Genomic DNA, 20,994 nt, shown 5'->3' on the forward strand with positions numbered 1-20,994 from the left:
AGATACCGGACAAAAAACAAATAGATTATAACACTAAAAATCAATACATTAACCCAAGAATTAAAGCAAAAAGAAGAGCATCAACCGGACAAAATATTCTCCTTATTCTCTACAATTTCCGTATAAAATCATCAAAAGTATCACCCCCAGGCAGCAAAAACTTGCTCTTCATACGTTGCTTCGACTTCGCAATAGCATCGACAGTCACATTAGTAACAGTAGCAATCATGGCATTAGTGAAGCCGGCACGGATAAGATAACAGATCCTCCGTTCCTGCATGCCAAGTTTATAATCATCCAGTTTTGCCGATATATCACCATAAAAGGTATCGATTATGGCAAATATCTCCACCCATTCCTCATCCGATTTCACCAACCCACACACCGGCTGGCAACGCAACTGACATAACCGACTCAGTGCAAGTGTACGCTCAACAGGCAATAACGAATGAATTTCCTGATATTCTTTCAGTTGTTTTGTATAGGATATATTCAGTTTCTGCAAACAAGAGTTCAGTTCATCCTTATCCTTTTGCCGGACGGCCAACCTTTCTATCTGTTGAGACAACTCTTTATTCTCCTGTAACAATTGCTCTCGTTCTTCTTCCGATTCCACCCTTCCTTCATCCAATTGTTTCTCATTCTCTTTCAGACGGGCAAGCAAACTTTCGATACGCCTCTGAACATCCCGTTTATATAAATGGAAAGACACAAAACCAATTACAACCAAAAACATTGCTCCGAAACCGATAGACAACAACCATACCTTACGGCTCAGCAACTCATTCCTAATCCTCTGGTTTTCATTCTTCAGAACTTCATTATTGTATTTCTCCTTTATATCACGATCCAATTCCTGCTGACCTTCATTCATCCGATACCAATCCATATAAAGTTCCTGATATTCTGAAGCGAACCGGCGATAATCTTTTATCTTAAACTCTTCACTTTGTAATGCACTCAGGCTCCGCTTCCTTCCATTCATAAAATCCTCCTTTATCAGGAACATCCCTATCATAGAAGACCGTCGCATCGGAAGTTCGTCTGTTGCCGATCTCCTACGATATTGAAGCATTTGCCGTTTAGCTTCTTCCCAATCTTCCACATTCCGGCAAATAATGGATAATTCGGTAGAAATATCCATAAATAAGATGGGATCGAAGTCAGCTACAGCCTCTTGCGCCTGCAAGTAACAATATAAAGCACTATCCGGACGGAAAGATAAAAGATAGGCACGCCCCATATTTCGCAAAGCATTGGCATAAGACCCTGTCAAAGACTTCTGTTTGAATAACCCGGCTGCTTGCGAGAAATAATGCAATGCATCCTCAGAGTGCCCCCTATTTAGGTCTTGACGACCATAATAGCAATAGATAAGACCCTTCAACGACGGGCTTTGTACTGTGTCGGCAGCTCTTAAAGTCGTAGTGCGACGAACAGAAACTTCCCTTTCAGAGTGCTGACAAGATGCCGCAAGTACAGTCATCCCGAAAAGAAATAACAAACAAAACAGCCGTTCCCGTAGCAATAGTAGTTTCAATATAATATGCATAGGTTATTATTCATGTATGATGCTACAAATATACTGATTTTCATAAACATCATCCATTTCAAACTTACATTTCTGCCAGTATGCCTTAGTATTTCTGTAGATGAATTTCCTCTAAGCTTTATGCAGTTTTGATTTGAGTATTTTCTTTCTCGGTAAACAGAACACCGGTAAAAAGAAGAAAATACCGATAATAGACATGATTAACCCACCAATAGTACCCGACGCCAATGGGAACCAGAAAGCCTCTTTCTCCGTCCCCACCATGAAAGGGATGAAACCCAGAATCGTGGAAACTACCGTGAGGAAAATAGGCACTATTTTAGCATTCCATGCCTTTGTATAAGCACGAAGCATGGAAAGGCGCGGAAAGCGGCGGCGAATACTGTTATACTCATTCAAAATATAAATACTGGCATTCACGGTAATGCCACAAAGCAATACAAAGGATGCAAAACCTCCCTGGTCGAAATTCAGGCGGAACCAGTAGAATGTGAGGAATACACCGATATAAGATACCGGAATGACGAAAATGATAGCCAAAGGTTGTTTTAACGAATTGAACAGCACACTCGTCGTAAAGAAAATAATAGCAATCACAACCAACAACAACAGATATTGCTTATTATCTTTCTTGTTCCATGCCCACGACTGGCTATCCGACTCGGCTGTATATCCCATTGGAAGCAGCTTATTAAACTCTTCCAAGTCCCGCTTCTGTATCTTATTACCTTGTTCGTACGAACCGATATATTCATATTGCAGACAAAGACGGTATTGCTGGTTCTCTTTGGCTATCTGCTGCGGCATCTGCCCCTTTTCCACCGTAGCCAATTCGGAAAGCTTATAGTGCTTTCCATCATCCGCACCATACGGAAAGAACTGCATAGCCCACACATCATAATCACGTGACTGACGTGAAGAAAGTTTCACACTCTCCGTGCCACTTTCCGTCATGACCGAACCCACCTGCATGTTCTTACCGAATATCGGCTGAATAGCTGCAAACAGGTGTTGTGCATCAATACCTTCCTGAGCCATGCGTTCCTTATTCAAGTTGAAATAGAATTCCTGATAATCATCTTTCCACCAAGAGAATTCCGACTTAATAAATACCTCTTTTATGCGGCGGTGCGAAAGCAATACTTCTTTCAGTTTCTCGGCCCATGCATAAAGTTCATCGTAATTATAACCGTACATCTTGATACGATAAGAACCTGCGCTTTCACGAACGTCATTACTGAATCCCTGATCTTGCAGGCCATATACATCCCAGCTACCGCCACCCAGTTCGGAAACTTTACCTATCAGATTTGCTTTCAGTGTATACGGGAAACCGCTATGCTGGTATTCTTTCTTAAAGTAAATCTGAATATTCCCTCTACGTGCATTATACACAGAAGTATGGAACTGCTTGATCTCCTTAAAACCAGTAAGATAAGTCTCTACGCGCTTCACCAATGTATTCATTTGCTCCAGCGTACTTCCATTTGGCAGATTGGCATTGGCATAAAGCACAACTTCCTCATTACGACTAAAATAGCTTCCTTCGTATACCTTCTGAACGAACAGCCGTAAGCTTCCGCCTAAAGCCTTATCCACTATAGGTTTCACTTTTTCCTTATAGGTAGAAGATCCCAATGTCTTATTATACCTTTCTTCCCATTTACCTTCTCCTTCCAACTTCTCAGGAAGAAGGAAGACCGGCAATCCGAACCCCAGCAACAGCACAATGCACACCGCCACCCGCCAACGGAGAAGAAAACGAATAAGCGCCTGATAGAAATGGGTAAAATAAACAGTCAACCTGCGAATACATATATGCCGGTGCATCCATTGCTTCGCATTCTGCAACCACTGATAAGGACGAAATACCATTCGCCTGTTTTTGTGCCGCAAGGTCTTCTTTGAAGATTTCTTCACCAAACTAATCTTTTCAATCATAGCCGGTACAAAGAAAAGAGCAACAAAAAGAGAAACTGCCAGGTTAATAATCACTACAGCAGCAAAATCCTGCAAATTCAGCCGGATCTTCTCGTCCAGAAAGAAAATGATGACTAAAGCCCCCATCGTGGTCAAAGTAGCCGCCAGCACAGACATAAATGCTTTCAAATTACGCCGGTGCAAGATATGGTCGGTCATAACGATAGTACTGTCTATCACAAGGTTCAAGGACACAGTAATCCCTGCCAATGAATACAATTGCATCTCCAGACCGAACATATAGTAGAAAATAACTGCAACGGCAATGTTTATTACCAAACTGGTAACTATGAGAAGCAGATATTTCAGATTCAATGTGATAATCCAGACAAACACCAGCAAAATAAGTACTGTCAATCCGGTACGGAAATAAATTTTATTAAGTTCTTCACGAATATATTCCGTAGCATCATAACTGGTATGCACCTCATAGCCGGGAGGCAATGTCAGGCGTATATCTTCCATTTCCGCCATTACTTCATTGCTCAATTGCAACTGATTGGCAGTTTCCACCGCTGTGATCGACATATAAATGGAATTCAAACCATTGATACGATAATAACTTTGAGGATCTTCTTCCACATGAGCCACCTTCACGAGTTCATCCAAGTGGATGATTTTTCCGTCGGAAGCCGTCACAGTGATATCCGAAGGATCGAACCGCCCACTGACTCCATCCGGCACCAACACCAAGCGTATCCATTGTTTGCCTTCGGGCGTATCCATGTTGTGCGTACCCAGAAACTCCTTATTATAGTGTAACTGGATGGCCTGACGGATATCTGAGATACTGACACCCAAGGTCCGTAGTTGTTCACTGTCATACTCCAACCGCCACTCCATCGGAGTAGCGCCACTTAAATCAATCTTATAAATGCCTTGAAGTTGAGCCAATCGGGGCTTGATATGCTCTTCTGCATATTGTTGTATCAGTATAGGCGTGGAGGGTGCATTCAGTGTAAACGAAAGAAACGGGCGGGATGCATTCTCATCGGGTACTTTCATATCGATATACGGATAGCTCACTCCGGAAGGTAATTGCGACCACGTCTGTCGAATGATTGTGGAAGCTTCAAAACGTACTGCATCCACATCCGCATGTTTATCCAAATCTACCGTTATCGAGCCATAACCGTTACCGGAAGTAGAATACATGGCCTTTACCCCTTTGATACGGGCCAACATGGATTCCAGTTTGCTCGTCGCCTCCATTTCCACCACCCGCGACGAAGTGCCCGGCATACTGAAGCGCACCGTGAAGCCCGGCAATGTACGCGACGGGTTCAGCTTGACCGGAAGCATCGGAACCAGAGCCAAACCTACCAGTGCCAGACAGACAAAGGTGACGATGAGGGTGAAAGGAGAGAGACGTTGCATAATTAAAAATTAACAATTAAAGATTAATAGCCACGACCAACGCAGGATTAATGGCTATAGTCGAACTTGTCGGAAAGGGAGAAGCCACTGGCAAAATCATGCAAGGTCAGTTTGCGGATTTTGTAGTAGTTCAGCCAATAGTTCTTCAGAGCCGATATATAGTTGCGCTGGGCCTCTTGCTGACGGTTCAATGACAGGGTAAGGCTGCTGATGTCGGCTTTGCCGATGATGAAGCGTTGACGGGTTTCATTATATGCCAGGATAGAGAGATCGAGGGCTTCCTCGGCACTTGTCACCAGATCTTGCTGGACATTGAAATCGCTCACGGTCATAATGACTTCTTCTTCAATGCTGATCTCGCTCTGGCGGGAAGAGGTCTTTATCACATTCAGGTTATTACGAGCCATATTGTATTTGCCTTTACGCACCCCCCAGTCCACTAAAGGGATAGAAACGCTGACAGAAACCATCTCCTGTTGCATGGGTCGATTGTAGGCTTCGCCAAACTTCTCTGCCACCTGATTGAAACCGACACTGGCATTGATACTGGCATTGAAGCGGGACTCTTTTCTAGTCTTGTCCACATTCTGTTCAGCCTCCAATACATCCTGACGCAAACCCAGGAAATTGGGATTGTTTGTACGCGCAGCATCCAAAGCAGCATCTACCGGAATAGTCAGTTCTCCGGGACGGCTGGGAAGGACAAGCCGTATTTCTGTATTCTTTTCCAAATTAAGGAAAGAAGCCAATGAGAACATGGCACGCTTCAATGAACTCTCTGCATTTTGCAAAGTATTGCGGGCGTTCACAACGTCCAGCTTCAGTGTCAGAAGGTCTGCACGACTGATAGAGGCTATCTTCAGGCGTTGCATACCGATGCGATAAAGCGTATCGGAAGAAGCAACATTTTCTTTTGCCAGATCATATTCAGCTTGCGCCATAGCCAGTTCAAAGAAGTAGGTAGTGGCTTGTTCGGACACCTGTTCGGCATTATAGATATACTCTTTCTTTACCTTTTCATATTTCAGCGGTTCTATTTTCCGTTCCCAGCGGAAAGGATTATAACCTACCAGACTTTGTGAATAGCCTACACGTATAGGAACACTGGTATACTGGGTGTAACTATTAGAACCAAAGCTGCGCATATACCCCAACTCCGTATCCAGATAGAACGTACCGCCGGTCAAGTCAAAATTTTGTTTGATGGCCAGATTACCGTATGCATAGAAAGATTGTTGACTACGGTAAATATCCAAGTCTTGCTCAGAGTCATAACGTTTTGTAATGTCACGGTTGTATTGTGCAGGGGTCATATTCAGAGTCAAGCTCGGCAAACGGTTTGCCTTATAAGTGCGGTACGCCCAATAGCCGGACAGATACATATTTTTGGTACGGAAAGCTTCCAGCGAACTGTCGTTTGCCATGGTAATGGTTCGTTGCAAATCCAGCGTTATCTGCTGCTGCGCAATGGCAGGAAGTATCAGAGAAAGTCCGAATAGAATTATCAAACTAAGTTTCTTCATTGTATCAAGCTTTTTTGTTCCGGTAAATAAACCAATATATCAAAGGAATAATGAACAGACTGACCAGTGTACCGATAAACATCGCCCCAATCATAGCAATAGAAAGCGGTTTCTGCAATTCCGATCCCATATCGAAAGAGAATAACAACGGCACCATAGCAAAGATGGTAGTCAGCGAAGTCATAATAATGGGGCGCAACCTGCGCCTTCCCGCCTCATGGATAGCTTCCAGAAGTGGTATCCCCGTCTTACGCAATTCATTGATCGCATCAAGTTTCAAGATAGAGTCATTGATAATGATACCGCACGTTACGATTAAGCCGATAGCAGACATCAGATTCAGCGTATGTCCGCATATCCACAGCAGTACCAGGGCAAATGCTACGTCTATCGGTATTTCAAGCAGTACGACAAGCGGTTGCACAAAACTCTCGAACTGTGCCGCCAGAATAAAATACATCAACAGAATAGAAATAAACAGAATGACTACCAGTTCATCCAACATCTTGCGATTGGAAAAGAAACTTCCTGAGAAAGCTGTATCCCAATCTCCGGTAGCATCCGCAACTTCTTTCACTTGCTGCATCAGTGGTTCTGCTTTTTGCACCTCGTAGAAGCGGAAAGGAACATACTCTCCGTTACGTCCTGCAGTTATGGCCTTCAAGTCTTCCGCCGTCACCACCGATACCAGTTCACGCAAAGGCAGATATTCAACACCGTCCTTGTCCGCCCGTGTCTGCACCAGTGTCTCTTGCAAAATAGTGTTCACTGTCTGCTCCTCTCCTACAATACTGATCGGCAGATATTGCTGATAAGAGTGAAGAGTCGCCACACTGTTCTCTTTGAAAGCAGTTTTCAGCACACGATACAGCTCATCATACGAAACATTATACAGTAATAGTTTTTCCTTATTAATGCGGATATTCAACTGATTTTCAAAAGCAATACCTGTAGGAGCATATCCCGTGCGAGTTATAAATTCATTCTCCAGACCACGCAATTCATCAGCAGTCGGCACTTTTTCCTTATTGCGGGAATAGAGTTCAGCCACAATATCTGCTTCTCCCGTCACAAACAGTTTCTCAAACACCGTTTCAGGAGGCGAAAAAGAGACAACAGCCAATGGATACTCTGACTTGAGCAATCGATAGACTTTTTCTTGTAAAAAAGCTATTTCCGAGGGGTCTTTTGTCTTAAAGTAAAGCTCGGCTTCCGAAGAGGAAAGAGCCTGTTCCCGATTTAAAAGATAATCTTGTTGTCCGATAGCGGCGGTTTGCTCCACTGTCCCTTCTCTCAATGTCTCAAATAAAACATTTACCCTGTGGCGGTTTTCGTCCACATGGATATTCTCATTCCATTCCACACGGGCAATCAGCTCATTCTGATCTATTTCCGGCATACGTTCCTTACCTATGAAATAGAACATAAATACGCACAAGGGAATAGAAATGATACAGAATAGCACACTTGCCGTTTTATGGGCAAATATAAAATCGACTCCTGCATCGTAAAAGCGGTCGAGCGTATGATCCTTTATAGGATTATTGATACGGATACGCGAGAACCATGACTTACGCAGCCCTGTGCGGTATACCAGCATATAGAGCACCGGCAACAGCATGATACCTGTAAAATAAGATACCATCAGCCCCACTGTTACAGAAAAAGCCTGATCATAGAAGATAGCACCGGCAATACCACTCATGAAAATCAACGGCACGAATACCGCTATCGTAGTCAATGAGGAACTAAGCATAGGTGTAACCACCTCACTGGTACCCGCAATACATGCACGCCTCAACGAATACCCCCGCTCCCGGTATTGCGAAATATTCTCAGTTACAATAATGGAACTATCAATCATCATACCCAACGCCAGAATCAGTCCGGAAAGGGATATGATATTCAGGGACATCTTGAACAGATAAAAGAAGAGGAAACAGATAACAATGGAAACCACCATACTCAATCCGATGATGAACGGTGATTTAACATCCCCCAGAAAAAGGACAGCTACAATGCAGATAAAGAGGAAGCCCAACGAAAGGTTCTGTTGCAAATTGGAGATGGTATAATCCAGCAATTCCGTCTGGTTGCGACTGACACTGAACTCGATATCCGGATATACACTCTGAAAATAGTCCATAGTGCCGCCGATAGCCTCCTTCATGTCATCCATATTCTCGTCCGCCTGCTTGATGATGGCCAGTGTCACTGCCCGCTTACCATTGCTCATGGAGATCCCTTTCTCCTTGACGGAAACAACGCCGATCTCACAAAATTCCTCCAGGCGGATAATACGGCCTTCTTTATTAATAAGGATATTTTTCACATCATCTTCCGTGCGCAGCAAAGTAGAGAATTTGATATTGTATTCGTAATATCCGTCGCGCACGATCATGCTGCCCGGTTCCACATTATTCTGCGCAAGCGCTGTTTCCACATCCTGAATGGAGAGTCCCAGAACTGCAAGTTTATTTTTATCCGGTACAATCTGTAGTTGCCGTTCCACCAAGCCGGTGACATCCACCATTGCCACTTCTGTCAGTTGCTCAATACGGCGTTTAATAACATTCTCAGCAAACTCACATAAATCAAGAAATGCCCGTTCGTCGGTTTGCCTGTAAGCACTGTCATTCTTTAAAGTGAGGTTAAGGTAAAATACCGGAATATCAGTAGCGCTTGCCTTCACTACTTTAGGGCGTTCAGTATCCTTAGGCAGGTAGTTCATGGCAGCATCGATCTTCTCGTTCACCTCTATAAAAGCCAGGTCGGTATTCGTGCCAAAATCAAAACTCAGGCGGATAAGCCCTGCCCCATCCCGCGCTTCGCTGTCCATGTCTTTCAGGCGTGCCACTTGAATCAACTGTTGCCGCAACGGTTTTACCACAGTATTCTCCAACTCACGGGCTGAAGTATTCTGTGCCGAGATTTGTACTGTAATCTCCGGAATGGCAATGTCCGGCAACAAAGATACCGGCAACGTGAAATACGTCACCAGACCGACAATAAAACACGCGGTAAACGCCATTAATACGGCAATGGGCCGATGTACCAGAAACTTAACCATCCCCCTTTAATTATTAATTTTTAATTATCACCGGTGCCTCATGAGCCAGGTTTACATTACCCGTCACAATCACCACGTCTCCTTCATGCACTTCATCCTCCACAATGGTATAATTCTCTGAATTCTCCAATACTGTCTGTACGTAATTCCATTTGGCTTTATTATCTTTCAACGTGAAGACCACTTGCTTACCGGAACGCAGCACCACGGAACTCTTAGGAATGACCAACTGTTCGCCAAGCGAGCGATGCACATTCACCCGAATATTCATGCCATTAAACAGTTTGCCCTGTCCGCTGACAATGGCTTTCACCTTTACCATACCCTTGTCGTCCACTAGGGGATTGATTTCTGAAATACGCCCCTCATATTTTGCAGCAGGATCGGCATAAGGAGTCACAACGACTTTATCTCCACTCTTAATAAGGGGAAGTTCACTCTCCAATACAGTAAAATCCGCTTCCATGCCCTGTGTCCCGATAATGGAACAGAAAGTATCGGAAGTGTTTGCTGCATTGTATGGCTTAGAAAAGAGATTGGCCACCACTCCATCGAAAGGAGCAACCAACGTAGCATGCTCTTCTTCATATTTAGCCAGTTCGTATTGGGAAAGGGTTTGATCATAACCGCTCTTCACTCTTGCCAACTGCATAATATCGTCGGGCACCTTGGCTGTATCATCTGCCGCATAACCCTGACCGATCAATACATCCTGCAATTCTAATTTCGCTTTCTCCAAAGCATCCTTGGTTTGGGCGGTCTTATTCTTCAAACGGAATTTATCCAGTTCCGCCAGTTTTTGTCCTTTATGTACCCGGTCACCGTTTTTCACATAAATCTGTGCCACGATCCCCGAACTTTCAAAACGCAAATCTGCCATTCCTCCAGCTACTACCTTACCGTTGCTTACCAGTTCATGGTTGAAGGTTTGCCGTTTTAAGGTCGTCACGGTCACTTCATTTTTCTCATCCGGCAATACGGTTGCCACTCCTTCGTCGGCAGCTTCTTCTTTTTTCGCACCGGAGCATGCTGCCAGTACAAATAGTGCCAGGCAGAGCAAAAGCCGATAGTTCTGTGTCTTTATCATTCGATATTAGTTTTTCCGTTTACACTTAATGTATGCAAAATTAGTCGTTTTTCGATTATAAGTCATTATAGATATGTGGACAAAAACAGATTGCTTTTAAAGCATTATTTTTCTAATTATCAAATAAATACATTTTTGTCCACCCCAAAAGGGGTGGACAAGGATACATGCCATTTTTTATTTGGGTACTGTAATAGCTACTATCGGATTAGAATCATCCGTCAATTCTTTCAATATTGAGAGCTTGTCATTTTCCGCTGCTTCGGGATTTTCTTCCAGCCATTCCAGTACAGTTCCGGAGTCTATAATCATTCCATATTCTCCCTTCATACTACATGCTTTAGGACGAAAAGCCATAAATCCGTTCAGGTCATCCGTTATGCCATCTGCTTCGGCATACATACGGGTAGTCTTTGCTTTCCGGTCATAAATGCCATTGAATGTCTTGGGATCTGAATATAGTCCCTGAATACACTGGAAGAAGACATTGTCTTTTGTTTCAAAGATACAGCCTACCAACAAGCGATTTTCGTTATCTTTAGAATCGGTACGCGCCTCTGCTCCCCAATGCCATTTACCGGTAGCGAATGCAATATAAGGAACCAGACCATTCCTCTCCACAGTATAGATCGTATCGTTAAAACTCTCTTTAAACCGTACTTTTCCATCACTCTTCCATAAGAAAGGAATACCTGTAATACTTGCCGAATTTTCCCCATCTTTAAAGTTACTCAAAACAATACCCGCATTGCCTTGCTTGATCACACTGATGCTGGCAATATCCTGCACGCCCTTTTCCGGCAATACCGGAAATAGACTGGGAACCGTATCTACCTGTTCGCCCGCTTCATTGAAAAACAATAATGAACGGGCATTGTATCCCATAGCCAGATTATTATAATGTCCGATCACCAATGAATCTGTAAAACAAAAATCTCCCGGTGAGGCCGGAGGGGTAGGAATAGTCAGTTTACCGCGATATTTTCCCTGCATATCATACTTTTGCAAAGTAGCAGGGCGACGCATAAAGTAAAGCAGTCCGTCCACATCATTATACGTAGGTGCCGGTCCTGAATATGCTTCCGGATCTTCTCCCACATGACCAACCTTAGTTAAGAACTTGCCTGTTTCCTTATCAAACAAGAAACAGTTTTTTCCTGAGACAACCGCAATCTGTTTATCCAGCAACAGAATATTCGGATTCCCACCTATCAGGCATGAATCAGTGGTTTCCAACAAAACATAACGCACATCGCTTCCCAATTCCGAAAGTTTCAACTCGGCAGGCTTTTCCATAGCACCTGCCACATCAATCGAGCATAATCCATCTGCAGAGGATTGCGGAGTACCGGTACAAGCAGCCATCAGACAAACCAGACCTGTGGCGTATAACCATCCTTTTCTCATAATTCTTAGTGTGTTTTCAGATTCAACATTTATAACATCTCTGCAAATAAACTAATATTTTTAGTTATATAACTAAGTTTTATCGTTAAAGAACTAAAAAGCCCAATTAAAATAGGGATTCACAAGGAATGGGCACTACTTCTTTATAAAAAACAGAGGCACACACCCCACTGCATAACAAACAATATCCCACCACGAAAATGACGTACCTAATACGACCTTTGCTAACGTACAATCTTGTAATCCCAACACAGTAATAATCTGAAAGTACTGGAACGCTTCAATGCAACAAGCAAACAGGAATATCCATAACGGTAGTCCGCGCAAAGGTTCAGTGATAAATATACGCGCAAAACAGTATATCAGTATCACTACCAATACATCACCCATATAGGGACGTATAAAGGCATCGCGGACAAAAAGAGCTATTAGCGTTTCAACAATAAACAGTCCGATAAAACAGATGGCATAAAACCAACGGCTTCCAATAAATGTAGTATTCTTAGTATTCATAAATTCTTTTGTCGTAATAATGCCTGTAAAAATATCATCTATTTTCTTACAACTTATATTTTCAGATGAGAAATGTGAATGAAATTCTATAGTATGAACAATATCCGAGACATACTTGCTCCATACATTTCCCACTCAGAGGTACCTCTACATGGAGAAAAAACGGTCTTAATATGGAGTTGGTATGTCTTAAGTATAGAGAGGGATAAATGATATACCGGAAAAATAAATCTTCCGGTAAATTCAGAATAACTAAGCAAAACGCTGCAATTAAATGCAAAAATAACCGGCATGATGACAAAAGTGCTTCTTTTCCATACTTTCACACCCTAAACAAAAACAATAATTTAAAGAGAAAACATTATGGGAAGTATCAAAAAAGACATCCTCGGAGGTGTCTCCGGGAAAGTAGGAACAATAGTAGGTGTTCACTGGAAATCAAACTATTATATACGTGCACATGCTGCCAAAGTCAGCAACCCTCGTACCCCAAAGCAGCAAGAACAACGAGGAAAATTTGCTATGGCATTCAGTTTTTTGAGAATAATCAAACCTTTCATACGTATCGGTTATAAAGAATTCACAGGAGAAAAATCAGCGTATAACGCCGCTATGTCCTATATGCTGAAGAAGGTGATTCTAAATAAAGGAAAAGAAAAAATGTTTTTAACTGGAAGGATAATAGCGGCACGGGCAATGCAGAAGACACAGACATAGCCATGGTTCTGGCGTACAACAAAGACAAAGGAATGGCTGTCTATGACACCGAAGCCGATTTTCGCCAGGACGGAACTGCCGAACTAATGATTCCTGATGAATGGCAAGATGATGAACTGATAGCTTATCTCAGTTTTCGTAGTGCTGATGGTAGCAGCGTAGCAAATAGTGTGCGTATGGTTACAGAGGAATACAAAGCGCTCCCCTCTCTTTCAAAGAAATACAAGGAATAGCCAAACGGGAGCAATCCTCTCTAAGAATGTCACTGTGATAATCAGAAAGGGAAGTATCCAGAATAACAGTCCGGATACGGAACAAGGTAGTTAGTTCTTCGATGCGTCCTTTATAACCTTTAGAAATATACAGATAATCAATAGTTAAAGGATGACTCGAAATTTTATTCCGCCAGCGGGCATCGTGAAGCAAACAAATTCGCTTGCCGGCATAAGAAACAATATGGTTATGGAAAGCCAAACCGGAGGTAGCATAATCACCAGTCAATACTTCGGGAGTGGAAAGACGATGATGATTCCAGTTCGGAGAAAGCGCACGATACAAACGGGATACATCCGGCAAGCTATCGGCACAGGCCAACCAGGACTTCCCATTAGCGGCAAGGCAATGGACAGCAGGACAGTTACGCACGTTATAAAAGGCAATACAGCACTGAGGTACAGACGAACTAACCAAAACTGTATGATAAGTAGTAAGAAGAAGCAAACAACACAAAGAAAAATAGATACTACGGGAGGTACGAACAGAAAAATTCCTGAACAGAGACAAAAGAAAAATATAAAACAACATTATTTCCCAACATTCCGTCCAGAGTCCATCAATGGAAGACATGGGAAATTGTTCTATACGGCGTAGAACATTATTCTGGCTACTTAGTAATATATTGACAACAGATGCAAATCCTTGCTGCAGAAAAGGGAAAGGAGTCAGAATAAGCATAAAAACAGCAGAATATAAAATCAACGTTACCATAGGAATTACCCACAAGTTCGTTAGCAGAAAATGAGTTGAGAAACGGGAGAAATAAAGAATAACCAAAGGAGCCGTACCAATTTGCGCAGCAATAGAAACTGTCAACAGGCCCCAAATGTAACGAGGAATACGATATCGTACGGAAAGTAAATTATAAAGTTTGGGTTGAATGAGTAAGATAGAAGCTACTGCAACAAAAGATAATTGAAAACCGACATCAAACAGCCAAAGCGGATTATAAAGCAGCATCAGAAAAGCAGTAGCAGCCAGAGTATTCAGTGTTAACGGTTTCTCCGGTTGCAGACTGGATATCGCTAATAAAGAAAACATGATAACAGAACGTACTACAGAAGAAGACAGTCCCGTTAGGAAGGCAAATCCCCATAAAAAAAGAATAATCAGAAAAAGCCCGAAAGGCTTAAAGTAACTCCACCGCTTCCAAATAAGAGACAAAAGAAAAAAGAGTAAAGCATACAAAAAACCGATATGAAGCCCCGAAAGAGCCAGCACATGACTGGCACCTGTTATTGAATAAGTCTCCCGGATGTCTTCACTCAGGTTTTCTTTGTCGCCAACCGTGAGAGCGGAAAGTACAGCCAGATTATCTCCCTGAAAGCCTAAATGACGATAGATTCCCAACACTTTTTCCTGATAATCCGAAACTATCTGACGGAGAGTACGAGAAGCATCATGCCCCACTATCCGCCAATGTCCGGCAGGGATATAAGCCGTACCAGTACCACCTTTACGGACAAGATAACGTATATAATCGAATTCATCAGGATTGCCATTATTAACCGGGGGAGTAAGTCGGGTGCGCACCCACAATCTATCTCCCCGGCTCAATGAAGCAGTAGTAGAATCTTTCGGGAAATAGAATAAGAAAGTATGCTCACGATCACTTCTCTGCACAGCCCCTTTTTCCACTCTCCCTTCTAACTGAACCCGACATAAAAGACTTTTTTCCTTCATTTCCGGTTGTTCACTGATAACTGCCTGGTAGACCGCTGCATCACCTGAAAAAGGAAAAACCACACGATGCAAAAGCTCCCCTGATATGCCGGCACCTAAACCGAAGCAACAAAGAAATACAGAAAGACCATACAACCAATGAATTCGATATTTACCGGAAAGAAAATAAGCGAAAAAGAGTAAAAGGAAACCTGCCAAACAAATCCATACAGGAGAAAACGTGGAAAACAAATAAGACGTCTCTTCGGGAATATTTAAGGAAAGCTCTGCACGCTGATGGAAGAAGTATGCATCTCCGCATATAATACCACCTGTCAACGGCATCAAAAGTCGTAAGAAAGGATGCCGTTGCAGGGTGTTGTTTATCAACTGAATGTAAAGTTAGAGTTCTTTTAACGAATGTATCATCCCTTCGGGATCAGGAGCGGCAAAGACCGCATTTCCTGCAACCAGTGCATCAGCACCGGCAGCCACCAGACGGGCACCTGTTTCCAGGTTCACACCGCCATCCACCTCGATCAGCGCTTTTGAACCGGTACTATCTATCAGAGCACGCAATTCACGTACTTTCTCAATGGTATGTTCTATGAATTGCTGTCCGCCAAAGCCGGGATTTACACTCATCAGCAGCACCATATATACATCCTGGATAATATCTTTCAGCATAGCTACAGGAGTAGCAGGATTCAGCGTCACAGCAGGTTGCATACCGGCTTCACGTATTTGTTGCACTACCCGGTGCAGGTGCGGACATGCTTCGAAATGCACGTTCATGGTGTGTGCCCCCAACGCTTTCACTTCATGAATGAATTTCTCGGGTTGTACTATCATCAGATGTACATCCAAAGGCTTCTTTGAAATCTTTGCCACGTACTTCAATACGGGAAAGCCGAAAGATATATTGGGAACGAACACACCGTCCATAACATCAATATGTACCCAGTCGGCTTCACTGCGGTTCAGCATTTCCAGGTCCTTTGCCAGATAAGCGAAATCTGCGGACAGGATTGAAGGAGCTATGATTGGTTTCATAATACACTACATTTTACAGATTATATATAGATATAACGTACAAATGTAGATAAAAGATTTCATTCATCCTAATATTATCCCCTGCAAGCCTTGCGGAAGCTGAGATACAATCCGGTAATTGCGGGCCAGACTACGAAGAAAATCCAAAGTTTTCTCGGAAGGCTGCGGACGTTCACCGGATATTGTACCACCGGATGTACGCGGTTTTACGGATGAAGAAGAAAAGGAAGGAGTAGTTTTTTTATCCATAGGCTCATTGAATTAAAAATTGATAATTAAAAATTAAAAGCTGAAGTCACAGGCTACCCGTCATGAGATAGGAGTTCCTTTATATGATAAGAACGTGAGAGAAAGAAAAATAGTATACGAGAAACTATAAAAAATATGAGTTTTGTAGACAAACCGCCCGAGCATAATGTAAAACCACTATGCCCGGGCAAATCCGTGAGTTAAATTGAATAAAATATTTTAGTTTACGGTCAAGGCTATTCCATATTTTTCCGCCATCCGTCTCAGGTTTAAAATGGCATAACGCATCCGCCCCAAAGAAGTATTGATACTGACTCCCGTCATCTCAGCTATCTCCTTGAAACTGAGATCTTGATAAAAACGCATATGTACGACCTCACGTTGTTCGTCCGGCAAGTGCTTTATTAAACGACGCACATCTGAAAGGATCTGATGGTTTACGATTTCAGATTCAACCGTCCCTTCGGACAAACGGATATTGTTCAGTAAATTCCGTTCTTCTTCATCGCAAGACACCAGATTCTCCTGTTTTTCCTGACGAAAACAGTCGATAATAAGATTATGAGCAATACGGGTCAACCAAGCAGGAAATTTACCATTTTCATTGTAACGCCCTTGCTGAATAGTGACAATAGCTTTTGTGAAAGTTTCCTGAAATATATCTTCCGCCAGTTCTTCATTACGTACCGTGTAATAGATATACGCATAAAGACGGTCCTTATAACGGTTCAACAGGATATCGAATGCCTCGTTATTACCTTGTGCATAAAGGGCTACCAACGTTTCGTCAGTAGCATTTGTTTGCTTTTTCATTACGTGTGTTTTTAGATTTCAGCGTAATGTATTCCGATAGGCATTCAATGTTTAGTAGTTAATAATGTGCAAAGAAAGGAAAATTTTGGGAAAGGAACAAAAATATAAGCAATAAGTTACGAGCTACGAGCTACAAGCTACAAGTTGCTACGCTATCACTCTGCATAGCACTTGTAGCTTGTAACTTGTAGCTCGTAACTATTTCATTCTGAACTCTTCGGTCAACCGGAAGCCACGCAAAAGTTCATCTGTCTTCAGACGCTTCTTGCCGGGAAGCTGCAAGGCATGTATATCAATAAAGCCGTCTGCCGCAGCCACATGGATATAAGTTTTGCCATCTGTCAGCAAAGTACCGGGAGCTAATTCATGGGACTTTAATATCTTTTTTGTCTCAAATATCTTCACAACTACCGCTTCTCCATCGGATTGAACCAGTTCTGACCAAGCAGTCGGATAAGGAGACAAACCACGGATAAAATCATAAATACATTTGACTGGTTGATTCCAATCGATGCGGCATGTATCTTTAAAAATCTTCGGTGCCGGTCGCAACTCGCCTACAATCGCCATTTCTTCCTGTGGAATAGGTTTCACAGCATCATTCAATATTGCATCCACCGTTTCAGTTACCAGTTTTCCACCAAGCATCATCAGCTTATCGTGTACAATGCCTACATTATCTGTATCTGCGATAGGAATACGCACTTGCTGAATCACTTCGCCTGTATCAATCTCATGACGCAGGAAAAAAGTCGTGATTCCCGTTTCTGTATCACCATTGATAACTGCCCAATTAATGGGAGCTGCTCCCCGGTATTGGGGCAAAAGAGAAGCATGAAGATTGAAAGTTCCCAAACGCGGCATATTCCACACCACCTCGGGCAGCATACGGAAAGCAACCACTATCTGCAAATCGGCTTTCCACTCACGCAGAGCTTCGACAAAAGCCTCATCTTTCAGTTTTTCCGGTTGCAATAAAGGAAGATTCTGTTCCAGTGCATATTGCTTCACAGGAGAGAATTGAAGTTTATGTCCCCTACCCGCCGGTTTATCAGGCATGGTGATGACTCCTACTACATTATATCCGCCTTCTACCAAACAACGCAAGGACTCCACTGCAAAATCCGGAGTACCCATGTAAACAATCCGTAAATCTTCTTTCTTCATCATATAAAAACTTTTTAATCTTCAGAGAAATGTACCAATACCTGACGGTATGAGTTGAATATCTTAGACTTGGAGACAAATCCCAAATAATGTCCATCTTCATCTACTACAGGAAGGTTCCATGCTTTCGTATCATCAAATGTACGCATCACCTGCTCCATGCTATCCGTATCATACAGACGTGCGGGGATAGCCGTCATCAGTTTCCCTACTGTGAAACGATGATATAGTTCTTGCCTGAACATGATATTCCGGATATCGTCCAAGGTGACAATTCCAATCAATATCCCACTCTTATCCGTTACAGGGAATATATTACGCCGTGAAGCCGAAATAGCCTTCACCAACTCACCCAAATCCATTTCAGGATGAACCACAACAAAATCTTTCTCCACGACATTCTCTACTTTCATCAGGGTAAGTACCGCTTTATCCTTATGATGGGTTAGCAATTCTCCCTTTTTGGCCAAACGCATGGAATAAATACTATGAGGTTCGAAAACTATAATCGTCAGATATGAACTGGCAGCTACAATCATCAGCGGCAGGAAAAGGTCATATCCTCCCGTCAGCTCGGCTATCAGGAAGACTCCGGTCAGCGGGGCATGCATGACACCACTCATCACCCCTGCCATACCCATCAAGGCAAAATTCTTTTCGGGTAAATAGTACGAGAAATCAAACTTATTACTGAAAAAGGCAAAGACGAAGCCTGCAATACAACCCAGATACAAAGAGGGTGCAAAAATACCACCGCAACCCCCACCACCGTTTGTGGCACTGGACGCAAACACCTTAAACAAAATAATCAGCATCAGATAAAGCAGTAGCAAATTACCGTGTCCATAAAAGAATGAGTTGTTCATGACTGTATCCCAATCAGCATTGGAAGTACCGTTCAGCAATAATTCAATGGTGTCGTAACCTTCACCATAGAGCGGCGGAAAAAGAAATATCAGGATACTCAGCATAATACCACCTAAAGCCAATTTCTGGTAAGGGCCTTTCAGTTTGCCGAAAACGCCTTCTACAGAATTCATGGCACGGGTAAAGTAGAGTGAAACCAGTCCGCAGAAAATACCCAGCATGATAACGTAAGGAATGCGCTCCATCTCGAATGCCTGATCTAGATGAAATTTAAACATTGCTTCCGTTCCGGTAGTGATATAAGAAACCGTTGCAGCTGTCACCGCAGAAATCAGCAACGGAAGCAGAGAGGTCATAGTCAGGTCTATCATAAGCACTTCCAGCGTAAACACTAATCCTGCAATAGGTGCCTTGAAAATACCTGCAATGGCACCGGCAGCCCCACAACCCACCAAAAGCATCAAAGTACGGTGCTCCATTTTGAAGACACTTCCCAGATTGGAACCAATAGCAGAGCCTGTCAGTACAATAGGTGCCTCGGCTCCTACCGAACCACCAAAACCAATGGTTATGGAACTGGCAATCACAGACGACCATGTATTGTGCCGCTTAATCCGCCCTTGCCGACGAGAAATGGCATAAAGGATTTTTGTAACTCCATGACTGATGTCATCCTTCACGACATAGCGCACAAACAAGCCTGCCAGAAAAATTCCCACTACCGGATAAACCAAATAAAGGTAATTGGCCTCCGTTGTATTAAAATTATTCGTCAGGAAATTTTGTATCCAGTGTATCAGCATCTTCAGTATCAAAGCTGTAACAGCCGTAAAGATACCTACCAGAAAACTGAGTATCAGGATAAACTGTTTTTCCTTTATATTCTTTTCACGCCATAAAAGGAAACGCTGAAACAAACTTCTCTTCTCTTTTTCCATATACCTATATTTACCATTCTAAACGAAATAAAGAATTTACTCTCATATCTATTTAATAAGAGAGAAAATTCTTCGACAAGCTCAGAGCATAAGTGAACTTATAGAGATAAGACCAACAATAGCTTATAGCCCGTTATCTTATTCCCGAATAATTTTTATAACGCCACCTTTATCCAGTTTTATAATGCTGGATGGTTTCGGATGTCCCATTTCTTCCTGTCGATAGCCTACCACATAGTCGACCATGGACTTAAGTTCTTCTGTGATCTCACTATAATTTGCCGGTGAAGGTTGCCCGCTGATATTAGCTGACGTAGAAACAATCGCCTTACGAAACTGTTGACAGAGACGTTTTGAGAATTCTTCATTCGTCACCCGGATACCTACACTGCCATCTTCGGCAATCAGATTGGATGCCAGGTTTCGTGCACCGGAATAAATGATTGTCAGCGGTTTGTCTGCCACCTCAATCAAATCCCAAGCTACTTCCGGCACATCCTGCACATAGAAGTCCACCTTTACAGGAGAATCGACTAACACAAGCATCGCTTTACTGTCCGAACGCTGTTTTATCTGATACACTCGCCGCACAGCTTCTTCGTTGGTAGCGTCACAACCTATGCCCCAAATGGTGTCGGTGGGGTACAGAATGACTCCGCCTTCGTTCATCACTTGACAGGCTTTTTTAATATCTTCTATCATTTCTTGGTGTATAAATACAGTGATTAACACGCAAAAGTAGT

The 20,994-nt window shown here is 42.8% G+C and carries 14 protein-coding genes and 1 pseudogene; 1 reads left to right on the top strand and 14 read right to left on the bottom strand.

Going from position 1 to position 20,994, the window contains the following annotated elements:
- Positions 1-109: 109 nt before the first annotated feature.
- The 7 genes from BWI44_RS13820 to BWI44_RS13850 all read right to left on the bottom strand — a co-directional run bounded on the left by BWI44_RS13820 (position 110) and on the right by BWI44_RS13850 (position 12,509).
- The gene (locus tag BWI44_RS13820) at positions 110-1,486 is read right to left on the bottom strand and encodes a hypothetical protein (protein WP_286814595.1); all 1,377 of its coding nucleotides are present in this window, start codon (positions 1,484-1,486) and stop codon (positions 110-112) included.
- A gap of 177 nt (positions 1,487-1,663) precedes the next feature.
- Entirely contained in the window at positions 1,664-4,909 is a 3,246-nt protein-coding gene (locus BWI44_RS13825; protein ID WP_286814596.1) for an efflux RND transporter permease subunit, read from the bottom strand.
- 47 nt (positions 4,910-4,956) lie between these two features.
- Positions 4,957-6,432 carry a TolC family protein gene (locus BWI44_RS13830; RefSeq protein ID WP_118216528.1) on the bottom strand — a complete coding sequence of 492 codons (1,476 nt, stop codon included), beginning with the start codon at positions 6,430-6,432 and terminating at the stop codon, positions 4,957-4,959.
- 4 nt (positions 6,433-6,436) lie between these two features.
- A complete protein-coding gene (locus tag BWI44_RS13835; RefSeq protein ID WP_195547561.1) occupies positions 6,437-9,502 on the bottom strand; it encodes an efflux RND transporter permease subunit in 3,066 nt (1,021 codons plus the stop codon).
- Positions 9,503-9,515: 13 nt separating this feature from the next.
- On the bottom strand, positions 9,516-10,589 hold the full coding sequence (locus tag BWI44_RS13840) for an efflux RND transporter periplasmic adaptor subunit (RefSeq protein ID WP_138293060.1): 1,074 nt from the start codon (positions 10,587-10,589) through the stop codon (positions 9,516-9,518).
- A 177-nt stretch (positions 10,590-10,766) separates the two neighbouring features.
- Complete coding sequence (locus tag BWI44_RS13845) at positions 10,767-11,996, bottom strand: DUF4934 domain-containing protein (RefSeq protein WP_286814600.1); 1,230 nt, start codon at positions 11,994-11,996, stop codon at positions 10,767-10,769.
- Positions 11,997-12,131: 135 nt separating this feature from the next.
- Positions 12,132-12,509, bottom strand: coding sequence for a ribosomal maturation YjgA family protein (locus tag BWI44_RS13850; RefSeq protein WP_021968326.1), 378 nt, complete (start codon positions 12,507-12,509; stop codon positions 12,132-12,134).
- A gap of 363 nt (positions 12,510-12,872) precedes the next feature.
- Here BWI44_RS13850 and BWI44_RS13855 point away from each other — a divergent pair.
- Positions 12,873-13,399 (top strand): annotated as a pseudogene (locus tag BWI44_RS13855) (DUF6266 family protein); the annotation flags it as partial.
- A 7-nt stretch (positions 13,400-13,406) separates the two neighbouring features.
- On the opposite strand, the gene BWI44_RS13865 reads toward BWI44_RS13855, so the two are convergent.
- The 7 genes from BWI44_RS13865 to BWI44_RS13895 form a co-directional block, all read right to left on the bottom strand.
- Positions 13,407-15,509: a ComEC/Rec2 family competence protein gene (locus tag BWI44_RS13865; RefSeq protein WP_286814616.1), complete on the bottom strand. Its 2,103-nt coding sequence runs from the start codon at positions 15,507-15,509 to the stop codon at positions 13,407-13,409.
- 57 nt (positions 15,510-15,566) lie between these two features.
- The gene (gene rpe / locus BWI44_RS13870; RefSeq protein WP_007659779.1) at positions 15,567-16,217 is read right to left on the bottom strand and encodes a ribulose-phosphate 3-epimerase; all 651 of its coding nucleotides are present in this window, start codon (positions 16,215-16,217) and stop codon (positions 15,567-15,569) included.
- A gap of 63 nt (positions 16,218-16,280) precedes the next feature.
- Positions 16,281-16,466 (bottom strand): hypothetical protein, encoded by a 186-nt coding sequence (locus BWI44_RS13875; protein ID WP_007659777.1) that lies wholly within the window; start codon positions 16,464-16,466, stop codon positions 16,281-16,283.
- Between the two features lie 219 nt (positions 16,467-16,685).
- Positions 16,686-17,279: an RNA polymerase sigma factor gene (locus BWI44_RS13880; protein WP_007659775.1), complete on the bottom strand. Its 594-nt coding sequence runs from the start codon at positions 17,277-17,279 to the stop codon at positions 16,686-16,688.
- Between the two features lie 198 nt (positions 17,280-17,477).
- Positions 17,478-18,446, bottom strand: coding sequence for a methionyl-tRNA formyltransferase (gene fmt, locus BWI44_RS13885; RefSeq protein WP_171032196.1), 969 nt, complete (start codon positions 18,444-18,446; stop codon positions 17,478-17,480).
- Between the two features lie 14 nt (positions 18,447-18,460).
- Entirely contained in the window at positions 18,461-20,251 is a 1,791-nt protein-coding gene (locus BWI44_RS13890; protein WP_195208460.1) for a chloride channel protein, read from the bottom strand.
- Between the two features lie 138 nt (positions 20,252-20,389).
- A complete protein-coding gene (locus BWI44_RS13895) occupies positions 20,390-20,953 on the bottom strand; it encodes an L-threonylcarbamoyladenylate synthase (protein WP_044534865.1) in 564 nt (187 codons plus the stop codon).
- Positions 20,954-20,994: the final 41 nt, after the last annotated feature.

This window comes from Bacteroides sp. Phil13 (genome assembly GCF_001940965.1).
In the GTDB taxonomy this organism is placed as follows: domain Bacteria; phylum Bacteroidota; class Bacteroidia; order Bacteroidales; family Bacteroidaceae; genus Bacteroides; species Bacteroides intestinalis.

Bases quoted from the DNA above. Each gene is read 5' to 3' on its own strand.
- BWI44_RS13820 (WP_286814595.1), bottom strand. From the start codon at position 1,486: ATGACTGTACTTGCGGCATCTTGTCAGCACTCTGAAAGGGAAGTTTCT.
- BWI44_RS13825 (WP_286814596.1), bottom strand. From the start codon at position 4,909: ATGCAACGTCTCTCTCCTTTCACCCTCATCGTCACCTTTGTCTGTCTG.
- BWI44_RS13830 (WP_118216528.1), bottom strand. From the start codon at position 6,432: ATGAAGAAACTTAGTTTGATAATTCTATTCGGACTTTCTCTGATACTT.
- BWI44_RS13835 (WP_195547561.1), bottom strand. From the start codon at position 9,502: ATGGTTAAGTTTCTGGTACATCGGCCCATTGCCGTATTAATGGCGTTT.
- BWI44_RS13840 (WP_138293060.1), bottom strand. From the start codon at position 10,589: ATGATAAAGACACAGAACTATCGGCTTTTGCTCTGCCTGGCACTATTT.
- BWI44_RS13845 (WP_286814600.1), bottom strand. From the start codon at position 11,996: ATGAGAAAAGGATGGTTATACGCCACAGGTCTGGTTTGTCTGATGGCT.
- BWI44_RS13850 (WP_021968326.1), bottom strand. From the start codon at position 12,509: ATGAATACTAAGAATACTACATTTATTGGAAGCCGTTGGTTTTATGCC.
- BWI44_RS13865 (WP_286814616.1), bottom strand. From the start codon at position 15,509: ATGCCGTTGACAGGTGGTATTATATGCGGAGATGCATACTTCTTCCAT.
- rpe (WP_007659779.1), bottom strand. From the start codon at position 16,217: ATGAAACCAATCATAGCTCCTTCAATCCTGTCCGCAGATTTCGCTTAT.
- BWI44_RS13875 (WP_007659777.1), bottom strand. From the start codon at position 16,466: ATGGATAAAAAAACTACTCCTTCCTTTTCTTCTTCATCCGTAAAACCG.
- BWI44_RS13880 (WP_007659775.1), bottom strand. From the start codon at position 17,279: ATGAAAAAGCAAACAAATGCTACTGACGAAACGTTGGTAGCCCTTTAT.
- fmt (WP_171032196.1), bottom strand. From the start codon at position 18,446: ATGAAGAAAGAAGATTTACGGATTGTTTACATGGGTACTCCGGATTTT.
- BWI44_RS13890 (WP_195208460.1), bottom strand. From the start codon at position 20,251: ATGGAAAAAGAGAAGAGAAGTTTGTTTCAGCGTTTCCTTTTATGGCGT.
- BWI44_RS13895 (WP_044534865.1), bottom strand. From the start codon at position 20,953: ATGATAGAAGATATTAAAAAAGCCTGTCAAGTGATGAACGAAGGCGGA.